Here is an 11771-nt window from a genome sequence, read left to right as displayed (position 1 = left end):
CGGGGCTTGCGGGGTTCCCGTCGTAGTCACCGTGCCGGAAATAGTGCCGCGGGCGTCGAGGCCCGGCGCAAAGGCGTTGACCAGGCTGGCGGGCACGGCATTGGCGCGGGCGTTTATGTCGAGCGCGGGAATGCCGTCCTTCAGGATAACCTTGCCCGCGGCGGACAGGTCGAGACCGCCGGAGCCCGTCAGCCGCGTCTTGTCTAATGTGACTGTCCCGTTGGCGAAGCTGCCGCTTGCTTGGACTCGAAACGGACTGATGCCAGCGTCGCGCGACTGGCGAAGCTGTGCATCACTCCATTCTAAATCGTAACGTATGGCAGGGGCAGATGCGGCGCCGGTGGCGTTGATCGTACCTGAAATCGTGCCGGCGGCGTTGATCGCGGGCACAAAAGCGTTGATGAGATTGGCGGGCAAGGCCTTGATATTGGCGGTCAAGTCCAGCGCCGAGCCGGCTGTGCCGTTGACGGTGACGCTGCCGGTGCCGGTTGCGATGGTGAGGTCAGCAAGCCGCGCACCGCCGTTTGCGACCGCAATGCGGGTCGGCGCGGCAAACCGGACTGCGATGCTGCGGGGCGCGGCGGTGAAGCTTTCGATGCCGACCGAGATATCGGAACCGCTCTGGATATCGCCGATCGCAGTGAGGGGTGCGTTGTCATATTGGGCGGCGAGGTTGAAGTTGGTCCGGTTGCCGCCCTGGCTGACGCCGAGATTGACGTCGTTGATGCCGACCGATCCGGCGCCGATGCGGGTGGCGCGGACGGTGCCTTCGGCCGCGATCGCCTTGATGTCGGGAATGGCAAGATCGATGTTCGGCTGGTCGATCTCCATCGTGCCGCGGCGAAGGGCACTGCCGGATGCCCGGATCGCAGCGCCTGCCTTGCCGCCGGTATTGCTGAACATCACCGTTCCCTTGAGATCGCCCTGGGCCTGCTGGGCAGCAAGTGCCGCAAGCAGGGAGACATCCGGGAAATCGAAGGTGAGCTGGCCTTCCGGCAGGAAGGCGGGGGAGAAGTTCAGGGCGCCAGAGAGCTTGTTGGGGCCGATCTCTGCGGTGATCGCCGGCGCGCTGGTGCGGCCCTGGACGGAGGCGACGTCGGCATTGACGCGGATAGGCTGGCCATCGAGCGAACCCGTGCCGGTCAGCTTGCCCTTGGGGGCGTTCGGATCGGCGGTGCCTTCGAGGATGAAGCTCATGTCCTGGAGCTTGCGGCCGACCAGCCGGGCGTCGGCGGAATTGACCACGGCCCTGACGCCCATTGCGGCGAGCGGCCCCTTGGCGGAAATATCGAAACCTGCGGCACCTTCGGCCTCGGGCAGCCAGCGCTTGAGATCCGGCACGCGGCCGGCGAGGCGGCCGGTGACGGTTTGGTTTTCGAGCAGCATGTTGCCATGCGCCTCGATCGCGTTCGACCGCATCACGAAGTTCTCGAGGCTGACGCGGCCGCCGCTCACCATGTTGACATAACCTTCGGCGGACAGCTTGCCGTCGAATTTCGAAACCAGCCCCGGCGGCAGAACGGCGGGATTGGCGAAAACCCGGAAATTGCCGGTGACCGCCTGCTTCGACATATCATAGGCGCCGGACAGCGTGCCGTTGACATTGCCGCTGTCGAAGGTCGCCGCATCGAGGCCGATCGCCGGCGGCGCCAGCCTTAGCGGCGCATCGAGCGTCACCGGACCGCGGATCACCCGGTCGAGGTCGTCATTGGTGAAATGCGTGCGAGCCACAGTGAAGCGGCTGCGGATGCTGCCGGAGCGGTTGATGAGGTTCAGATCTTCGCTTTCCGCCTGCAGGCGGATCTGGCCGAAGCGCCCCTGCGGCAGTTCCGCGGCGCTGAGTGCTGCCGTCGCGTTGAAGCGCGCCGAGGCGGCCGCTCCGGTCAGCGTAAAGTTGATGCTTTCGAAGGAGAAGCGGCTCTCCTGCCCGTTGATCGGCCAGACGAAGTCGACCGGGCCCTTTACGCCGTTGAGGCTGGCGGTGAGGCTGTTGTCGCCCGTCTGGTCCCAGGCCCCCTTGGCAGCGATCTTCACGGCTCCGGAGGTGAGATCACCGCGTTCGATATCCACGCGGCCGGAAGGCGCATAGACTGCGGCGATGTTGATATCGGTCGTGCCGCCGAACAGCGGACGAAAGGCGGGCGGGAGAAGCGTCGAGAGCTGACCGCCGCCGGTCACCTCCACTCTGTGCCTGCCGTTTGCGACCAGCATATGCTTGCCATCGACCGAGATGACGGGAGTGCCGCCGACGCTGCCCTGCAACTTGCCGGCCCAGTCGGAAAGAGGTCCTTCGCCATCGAGGGCGAGCTGGACCGCCGGGGTGCCGGGTAGACGCAGAACCCGGGCGAGCAGGCCACCCTGGGGCTCGGACACGGCAGCCTTGAGCGTCAGGCGATTTTCGGACGGCGCGTAGACCACGTCGGCAGATGCCCTGGCATCCGGCTCGTCCTTGCGGGTTGCCTGCAGGTCGAGCGAAATGTCAGGTCCGGTCGCATCGATCGATCCCTTCACCGAAAGTGAGAAATCCCGTCCCGAAAGTGCCTGGGAGAGATTGATGTCCGGCAGGTCGATCTGCGCGACGCGGATCCCGACGGGCAACGGCGACCCGGAGGAGTTCGTCGTCTGCGTCGTTGCGGGCGCTTTGGGCGGCCGCGGTGCACGGATGAAATTGACGGTGTCTGCGGAAATGTGCTCGGCGCGGAAAACACCGGTCACCAGGGATGTCGGCGACCAGTCGATCTTGATGCCGCCGATCTGGGCATAGGGGCCCATGTCGTCGGACAACGTGAGGGCATCGATACGCAGATCGCCGGTCAGAAGGCCTTCCGGCCGCGTGAAAGAGATGCCGCGGTCAGGCGTGGAGACGATGGCGGAAATCCGGTCCGCGGCAACGCGTCCGCCGACCGGGGTGAGGGCGACGAAAAGGACAACGCCCAGGGCCATGACGAATAGGATCGCGACCACGCCAAGCGCGGCCTTCAAGATCCATTTCAACAGGCGTACCATCAGCATCATGCCTTAAACGCTACCCTTCACTGCCTTTCAGAATGCCTGTCCTATGCCCGCATAGATACCGTACTGGCTACCGCCGTCATAGCGCTGCAACGGAATTGCAACGTCCAATCTCAGCGGTCCAAAAGGCGTGGCATATCTCACGCCGATCCCTGCGCCAGCACGTATATCAGAAAAATCGGGCACGATTCCGGTCGATACCGTACCAATGTCGACAAAAGGTACAATGCCTATATTTTCTGACACTTTTACCCTCACTTCGAAAGATCCCAGCGTATAAGAACGCCCGCCCGTGGCTTCATCGGCGCTGTTATAGGGCGAGATTTCCCGATAGGCGTAACCGCGCACCGATCCGCCGCCGCCGGCGAAGAATCTGCGTGTCGCCGGAATTCTTTCAAGGTCGCTTCCGCCGGCCAGTGTTCCGGCGGCCAGACGGGCAGCCAGCACGATCCGATCCTCCTGCCCGAGGCCGAGATAACCCGAGATCGAGCCCTCGAACGACGAGAAGATCGTGCCGTCCATCAGCTCGTAGCTCGGCTTGGCCGACAGCGTCGCGTAATATCCCTTGGTCGGGTCGAGCTTGTTGTCGCGCGCGTCGCGCTCGAAGCTGATCGGCAGGCTGAGGGTGAGATATTGATTGTTGCCGAAGGCATCGTCGGCATCGATATAGGCGATTTCCCCACCGCCCTTAAGCTTGTCGGTCTCGTTCAGCTCATAGGTGATGCCGGCCGAATAGATGATGGTCTGCGCCTCGTAGACGTCAGGCGTCTCGCTCTTGGCTTCCAGGCGGGATTCGAAGGTCGCTTCCGGCACGAAAGCGCCGGGCTTGGTAAAGATGATGCCGGCGGAATAGTCGAAGGTGGTGACGTCGGTTGTGGCGCCGATGCCGGACACCTTGCCTTCGATGCGCAGCGACTCGGCTTCCCCGAAGAGGTTGCGGTGGCCCCAGTATCCTTCGAGACCGGCGCCGTCGATTGAGGAATATTCGGCGCCGAAGCCGAAATAGCGGTGCTTGCCTTCCGATACCTCGATTGTCAGGGGCAACGAACCGTCCGGTGCAAGCTTCTCCGCCTCGTGGATCGTCACACTCGAAAAGACGCCGAGTTCGCGCAGGCGGTCGTTCGCCTTCTTCAACTGCTCGGGCGAATATTGTCCGTGCTTGTCGAGCCGCGAATAACGGCTGATGAAGGCGGCATCGACGGTGCGCGATCCCTTGACGGCGACGGTGCCGAACGGCGCGACCGGGCCGCCGACGGCGCCGAGCACGACGTCGATCGTGTCGGTGCGGTGATCGGCCGTCACCTGCCGACGGGTCAGTTTCGCGAGCGGTCGCCCTTCGTTCTTCAGATCGACCAGAAGCTGTTCGCCCGCTTTGAGGATCAGCCGCGAACCGGCCTTGCCGCCGGCGACGAGATCGTATTTTCCCGGATCGTGGCCGGCGGCATCGCCTTCGAAGCGAATCGAGCCGAGCTTGAAGACCGGGCCGGGATCAATGCTGACGGTGACCGGTACGGGCGCCGCGTGGTCGAATGTAGGGTTGGGCGGCAGGCGGTCGATATCGGTGCCGGCGACGGAGATGTTGACGGTACCGCCGTAACGGGCCTCTTCGTAAAGCACGGCGATCAATCGGTCGCGGTCCTCGCGTGCCTTGATGATCACCCCGAGGTCGCCCGAGACCGGCTGTTTTTCGTCGGTGATCAGGGAAGCCGCCGATTCGAGGCGCTTCTTGAGATCCTTATCGGCGCTGCCGGTTTGGAGCGTCGCATCGTAACGGACGGGATCGATGACCTCGACCTTGTCTTCATCGCCGCCGAACAGGGTGATGCCGAAGAGTTTAAAGGCGTAAGCCTTGCCGGAAAGCGGCGGGGAAACAAGAAGTATAGCGGCAAGCATCGCAGCTGCGCCTGCCCCCCTCAACCTCCGTTTTTCTGTCCGCCCAGTGTTTTCGTTCCGCATACGCAAACTGCTGTGGATTCCCCCGGCTGGAAGCCGTCATAGCGTCCGACGAAGCGAACTATCTAACTGCAAAAGACGAAGCCGGGTACCCCCGATCGCTCTTCGCAATGATTTCATGACAGAAAAAGCCCCGGAGAGTGCTCCGGGGCCACAGTTTTTTCTGCAATCCACGCGGTTATCAGTAACGGCGCGGGCAGCTGTCGATATAGCGGCGGCCATACCGGTCGCGGTAGTAACATTGACCCGGCTGTTCGGCGACAGAGCCGATCAAGGCACCGGAAACGCCCCCGATCGCAGCACCTACGGCTGCGCCGCGGACGTTGCCGGTGGCGAGACCGCCGATCACGGCGCCGGATGCTGCGCCGATGCCGGCGCCCTGTTCAGTTGCCGTGCAGCTCGCGAGCGAAGCGCCGACCATCAAAAGCACCAAGGCTTTTCTCATGAGATCCTCCTGTTTGTTCTTTGTTTTGCCCGGCCGTCTCGCAGACTCCGAACGTTTCCGCGGGTCAATTCAACAGCCATCAATGGGAACAATAGGTCGCGGCGCACAAGAGTCCATATGACCTCAATATTTTTAAGCGCCGATTTTGTTTGAATTGTCGATAGTTACTCGAAATCCGAGAAGATCGGAGGACGATGGCTTGACCGGTGGCCGGTCAAATTATTGCCGTTTCCGTAGAAAGTAGCGGTTGATCCCCTAAGTAAAAAAGCAAATGATGTCGGGCATGTCCGGGAGGGACATGAGGAGGATCATATGACGAAAGTGACGCTGACCGTGAACGGCCGCGCGATGAGCGGCGAGTGCGAGGACCGCACCCTGCTCGTGCATTTCATCCGCGAAAAACTTGGTCTGACGGGCACGCATGTGGGCTGCGATACGACCCAGTGCGGCGCCTGCGTCGTTCATATGGACGGCCATTCGGTGAAGAGCTGTTCGATCCTGGCGGTGCAGGCATCCGGCTCGACGATCACGACGATCGAGGGTCTCGCCGGCCAGGGCGAATTGCATCCCGTTCAAGCCGCCTTCAAGGAGCATCATGGCCTGCAATGCGGCTTCTGCACGCCCGGCATGGTGATGACGGCAGTCGACCTGATCAACCGCGAAGGCGGGACGCTGACCGAAGAGACAGTCCGTGCCGGGCTCGAAGGCAATATCTGTCGTTGCACCGGCTACCACAACATCGTCAAGGCGATCCTTGCCGCCGATGCCGAAATGGCAACGGGGCGGCAGGCCGCTGAATAGGTGAGTAGTGAGTAGTCGTTAGTGAGCAGTGGTTCACGCGCCGCTTTGGTTTTGAACTCCTTACTACCGACTAATTCCTAATCACTACTCACTTAATCACCATCTCGGGAGGAGATGAACATGGGTGTTGAAGGAATCGGTGCACGCGTTACTCGCAAAGAGGACAAGCGTTTTCTGACCGGCAAGGGCCGTTACACGGACGACATGACCGTCCCCGGCATGAAATATGCCTATTTCGTCCGCAGTCCTTATGCACATGCGAAGATCAGACACATCGATGCGACCGCGGCGAAAGCCATGCCGGGCGTCATCGACGTGCTCGACGGCAAGCAGCTGCAGGCGGATGGCATCGGCAATCTCATCTGCGGCTGGATGATCCATTCGAAGGACGGAACGCCGATGAAGATGGGCGCCTGGCATCCGCTCGCCGTCGATACCGTGCGCTATGTGGGCGATGCGATCGCGATCGTGGTTGCCGACTCCTCTGGTGAAGCCGGCGATGCCGCGGAAGCCGTGGTCGTCGATTACGAGCAGTTGCCGGCTGTGGTCGAGGCCGTCGCGGCACTTGCCTCCGGCGCGCCGCAGATCCACCCGGAAGCGCCCGGCAACCTGATTTTCGACTGGCAGATCGGTGAGCCGGATGCGGTGGACAAGGCGATTGCAACGGCTGCGCATGTCACCGAAATCGAGATCCTCAACAACCGCCTGTCGCCGAACCCGATGGAGCCGCGTGCCACGCTCGGCATCTACGATACGGCGGAAGATCACTACACCTGCTACACAACCAGCCAGAACCCGCATGTGGCGCGACTGGTGATGAGTGCCTTCTATAATGTGGCGCCCGAAAACAAGCTGCGGGTCATTGCGCCTGATGTCGGCGGTGGTTTCGGTTCGAAGATCTATATCTACCCGGAAGAGATCATCTGTCTCTGGGCGTCGAAGAAGACCGGCGTGCCGGTGAAATGGACCTCGGATCGCACCGAGGCGTTTCTGACCGACGCCCATGGCCGCGACCACGTCTCGAAGGTGAAGATGGCCTTCGACGCCAACAACCGGATCACGGCGCTGAAGGTCGATACGATCGCCAATCTCGGCGCCTATATGTCGCTGTTCTCCTCGGCCGTGCCGACCTATCTCTATGCGACCCTTCTGTCCGGCCAGTACGATATTCCGGCGATCCATGCCAATGTCCGCACCGTCTATACCAATACGGTGCCGGTCGACGCCTATCGCGGCGCCGGCCGTCCGGAAGCGACCTATCTCTTGGAACGGACCATGGAGACGGCGGCGCGCGAACTCGGCGTCTCGCCGGCGGAACTGCGCCGGGCGAATTTCATCCGCACCTTCCCCCACCAGACACCTGTCATCATGAACTATGACGCGGGCGATTACGAAGCTTCGCTGAATGCGGCGATGCAGGCCGCCGACTGGAACGGTTTTGCAGCCCGGCGGTCACAATCGGAAGCCAGGGGCAAGAAGCGCGGCATCGGCATGAGCTGCTATATCGAGGCCTGCGGCATTGCGCCGTCGGCAGCGGTCGGTTCGCTCGGCGCCGGCGTCGGCTTGTGGGAATCGGCGGAAGTGCGGGTCAACGCCGTCGGTACGATCGAGGTGCTGACCGGCTCCCACAGTCACGGCCAGGGCCATGAAACGACCTTCGCGCAGCTCGTCGCCGGCCGTCTCGGCGTGCCAATCGAAAGCATCAACATCGTCCATGGCGATACCGACAAGGTGCAGATGGGCATGGGCACCTACGGCTCACGCTCCGGCGCGGTCGGCATGTCGGCAATCGTCAAGGCGCTCGACAAGGTCGAGGCCAAGGCGAAGAAGATTGCCGCGCACCTGATGGAAGCCTCCGAGGAGGATATCGTCATCGAGAACGGCGAGCTCAAGGTCGCAGGCACCGACAAGTCGGTGCCGTGGTTCCAGGTGGCGCTCGCCTCCTATACCGCCCACAACCTGCCTTCGGGCATGGAGCCGGGCTTGAAGGAAACCGCCTTCTACGATCCCTCCAACTTCACCTTCCCGGCCGGCTGCTACATTGCCGAGGTGGAGATCGATCCGGATACCGGCGAGACGGACATCGTCCAGTTTGTCGCGGCGGACGACTTCGGCAACATCATCAACCCGATGATCGTCGAGGGCCAGGTGCATGGCGGCATTGCCCAGGGCATCGGCCAGGCTCTGCTCGAGAACGTGCAGTATGATGCGAACGGCCAGCTGCTGACGGCAAGTTACATGGACTATGCCATGCCGCGCGCCGACGACCTGCCGTCGTTCAAGCTTTCGCATCAGAACACGCCTTGCCCGAGCAATCCGCTCGGGATCAAGGGCTGCGGCGAGGCGGGTGCCATCGGTTCGCCGCCGGCGCTGATCAACGCCATTACCGATGCGATCGGCCATAACAAACTCACCATGCCGGCGACCCCGATGAAGGTCTGGCAGGCACTGCATCCGGCTCACTGAGGAGAACAGACATGTACGCTACCAGCTATCATCGTGCATCCTCGGTGGAAGAGGCCGTCAAGCTCAAGTCCGCCAACGAGGAGGGCAAATACCTTTCCGGCGGCATGACCCTGATCGCGACCATGAAACAGCGGCTCGCCGCACCGAGCGACCTGATCGACCTTCGCCATATCCCGACGCTGCGCGGGATTTCGATCGACGGCCGCAAGGTGACGATCGGGGCTGCCACGCCGCATGCGGATGTTGCCGCCTCGCGGGAGCTTGCCGCAATCTGTCCGGCGATCTGCAAGCTCGCTGGCCATATCGGCGACCCGCATGTGCGTCACATGGGCACGATCGGCGGTTCCATCGCCAACAACGATCCGGCGGCGGATTATCCCGCCGGTCTGCTCGGGCTCGGCGCGACCATCGTCACCGACCGGCGTTCGATCTCGGCCGACGATTTCTTCACCGGTCTTTTCGAAACCGCGCTGGAGGAGGGCGAGATGGTGACCTCGGTCACCTTCAATGCACCGGAAAAGGCCGGCTACGCCAAGTTCAACAATCCGGCCTCGCGTTTTGCAATGACCGGCGTGTTTGTCGCCAAAACCGCTGGCGGCGTGCGTGTCGCGGTGACGGGCGCCGGCTCATCGGGCGTTTTCCGTCATCCCGGCTTCGAACAGGCGCTTGGTTCGAACTGGTCAGCGGATGCGCTGAGCAATGTCGCGGTCGACGCTTCCAACCTGATGGCGGACATGCACGCGAACGCGGAATACCGCGCCAACCTCGTGAAGGTCATGGCGAAAAGGGCGGTGGCGTCTGCCGGTTGAGGCGAATCGAGAGCGCCCGATAAAAGCCTGGAAGAGCGGCGAAACCGCTCTTCTTTTTGCTGCTTGACGTGGATCAATTCTCACATTTTCGAAATCGCTTACCTTTTTATTGGAATAATTCAAAAAAAGCGGGCCTTTTGCCGCAGGTTGGTTCTATTCGCGCGGTCCGGGGTTGACGAAAAGCGTGGCTGAAACCAAAACCGAGGTAGGTTCTGGAGTGTGAGCATGGACTTCGAGGCATTTTTCAAGAGCGAACTGGACGGCCTTCACGGGGAAGGCCGTTACCGGGTGTTCGCCGATCTGGAGAGGCATCGCGGCAATTTTCCCCGCGCCACGCGCCATACTCCCGATGGTCCGAAGGAAGTGACCGTCTGGTGTTCCAACGATTATCTCGGCATGGGCCAGCACCCCGCCGTGATCGAGGCGATGAAAGAAGCCATCGATCACTGTGGCGCGGGTGCGGGAGGCACCCGGAATATTTCTGGCACGACGCACTATCACGTGGTTCTTGAACAGGAACTGGCTGACTTGCACGGCAAGGAAGCGGCGCTGATCTTCAATTCCGGCTATATGTCGAACTGGGCGACGCTCGGCACGCTCGGCCAGAAAATCCCCGGCCTGATCATCTTCTCCGACGCGCTGAACCACGCGTCGATGATCGAAGGCATTCGCTACGCCAAGTGCGAACGGGTGATCTGGAAGCACAACGACCTCAACGACCTCGAAGCAAAGCTGGCGGCAGCCGATCCGAATGCGCCGAAGCTGATCGCCTTCGAAAGCATCTATTCGATGGATGGCGACATTTCGCCGATCAAGGAAATCTGCGATCTTGCCGATAAATACGGCGCGATGACCTATCTCGACGAAGTGCATGCGGTCGGCATGTACGGCCCGCGCGGCGGCGGCATTGCCGAACGCGAAGGCCTGATGGACCGCCTGACGATCATCGAAGGCACGCTCGGCAAGTCCTTCGGGGTGATGGGCGGTTATATCGCCGCATCGACTGCGCTCTGCGACTTCATCCGTTCTTTCGCCTCGGGCTTCATCTTCACGACCGCCCTGCCGCCGGCGCTGGCAGCCGGGGCGATTGCCTCGATCCGGCATCTGAAGGCAAGCCCGTTCGAGCGCGCCCGCCATCAGGACCGTGTCCGCAAGCTGCGCACGATGCTGGATCAACAGGGCATTCCGCATATGCACAACCCGAGCCATATCGTGCCGGTCATGGTCGGCGATGCGGCCAAGTGCAAGTGGATCTCGGATATCCTGCTCGATACCTGCGGCGTTTATGTGCAGCCGATCAACTATCCGACCGTGCCGCGCAAGACCGAACGCCTGCGCATCACCCCGACGCCGCTGCATAGCGACGCCGATATCGAACACCTGGTCGGCTCGCTGCACCAGCTTTGGTCGCGTTGCGCGCTGGCGCGGCACGTGGCTTGAACGATCAACAAAGATCCGAATAACGCATGGCCGCGCTCACGCGGCCATTTCTTTTTGCGCGACGATCTTTCCGGCGCGGCGCCGCGCCTCGGCATCGGCCGCAAATACCCCATCCATCGTCGTTGCGGGCGGATAGCCCACCATTTCATCCATCACCTGTTCGGCAATATCGGCCATGTTGAGAAAACCGATGCGGCCGGCGCAGAAGGCATGGAAGGCGATCTCTTCAGCGGCGTTCATGACCGCACCCTGTACGCCACCGCGTTCGAGGGCGGTGCGCGCCAGCCTTAGCGCCGGAAAACGAACCTCATCAGGGGCCTCGAAATCCAGCCTTGCGAGCTTTGCGAAATCCAGCCGTTCGACGTCGAGCTTCGAGCGGTTCGGGTAGGTAAGCGCATAACCGATCGCAGTGCGCATGTCCGGACAGCCGAGCTGGGCCAGCACCGAGCCGTCGGCATAACCGACCATGGAATGGATGACCGATTGGGGATGGACGATCACCTCGATCTGGTCGGGACGCAGGGCGAAGAGATGTTTCGCCTCGATCATCTCCAGTGCCTTATTGAACATCGAGGCGCTGCCGATCGAGATTTTCAGGCCCATCGACCAGTTCGGGTGGGCGCGGGCGATATCCGCGGTAACGCCCGCCATCTGCTCGCGGGTCCAGGTGCGGAAGGGCCCGCCGGACGCGGTGAGCACGATGCGTTCGACCGCGTGGTGCTGGTCGTCTTCGAGCGACTGGAAGATGGCGCTGTGTTCGCTGTCGACCGGGATCAGCCGCCCGCCGCCCTCAGTGACCGCCCTGACGAACAGTTCGCCGGCCGAGACCAGGCATTCCTTGTTGG

The 11771-nt window shown here is 62.1% G+C and carries 8 protein-coding genes; 4 read left to right on the top strand and 4 right to left on the bottom strand.

The genetic code is table 11. The annotated features are described in order from the left end of the window. The 3 genes from MOV61_RS24045 to MOV61_RS24035 all read right to left on the bottom strand — a co-directional run. Positions 1 to 3015 (bottom strand): translocation/assembly module TamB (locus MOV61_RS24045; protein ID WP_247138392.1); only part of this gene is annotated, 3015 nt, incomplete at its 3' end. Positions 3016 to 3042: 27 nt separating this feature from the next. After that, positions 3043 to 4968 carry an autotransporter assembly complex protein TamA gene (locus tag MOV61_RS24040; protein ID WP_408962423.1) on the bottom strand — a complete coding sequence of 642 codons (1926 nt, stop codon included), beginning with the start codon at positions 4966 to 4968 and terminating at the stop codon, positions 3043 to 3045. A 178-nt stretch (positions 4969 to 5146) separates the two neighbouring features. Continuing rightward, complete coding sequence (locus MOV61_RS24035) at positions 5147 to 5410, bottom strand: glycine zipper domain-containing protein (RefSeq protein WP_038546432.1); 264 nt, start codon at positions 5408 to 5410, stop codon at positions 5147 to 5149. A 312-nt stretch (positions 5411 to 5722) separates the two neighbouring features. Here MOV61_RS24035 and MOV61_RS24030 point away from each other — a divergent pair, with 312 nt between their 5' ends. The 4 genes from MOV61_RS24030 to hemA all read left to right on the top strand — a co-directional run bounded on the left by MOV61_RS24030 (position 5723) and on the right by hemA (position 10926). Then, positions 5723 to 6211, top strand: a complete 489-nt coding sequence (locus MOV61_RS24030) for a (2Fe-2S)-binding protein (RefSeq protein WP_037081659.1) — start codon at positions 5723 to 5725, stop codon at positions 6209 to 6211. 120 nt (positions 6212 to 6331) lie between these two features. Then, a complete protein-coding gene (locus MOV61_RS24025) occupies positions 6332 to 8677 on the top strand; it encodes a xanthine dehydrogenase family protein molybdopterin-binding subunit (RefSeq protein ID WP_247138390.1) in 2346 nt (781 codons plus the stop codon). 11 nt (positions 8678 to 8688) lie between these two features. Next, positions 8689 to 9486: a xanthine dehydrogenase family protein subunit M gene (locus tag MOV61_RS24020; RefSeq protein ID WP_247138389.1), complete on the top strand. Its 798-nt coding sequence runs from the start codon at positions 8689 to 8691 to the stop codon at positions 9484 to 9486. A gap of 225 nt (positions 9487 to 9711) precedes the next feature. Next, on the top strand, positions 9712 to 10926 hold the full coding sequence (gene hemA, locus MOV61_RS24015) for a 5-aminolevulinate synthase (RefSeq protein ID WP_038546420.1): 1215 nt from the start codon (positions 9712 to 9714) through the stop codon (positions 10924 to 10926). 36 nt (positions 10927 to 10962) lie between these two features. Here the strand turns inward: hemA and MOV61_RS24010 are convergent. Further along, positions 10963 to 11771, bottom strand: an 809-nt coding sequence (locus tag MOV61_RS24010) for a 1-deoxy-D-xylulose-5-phosphate reductoisomerase (protein ID WP_247138387.1), incomplete at its 5' end; no start/stop codon positions are given.

Source organism: Neorhizobium sp. BETTINA12A, from assembly GCF_023006485.1.
Taxonomy (GTDB): Bacteria; Pseudomonadota; Alphaproteobacteria; order Rhizobiales; family Rhizobiaceae; genus Neorhizobium.
This window is presented reverse-complemented; position numbering and strand designations above follow the sequence as displayed.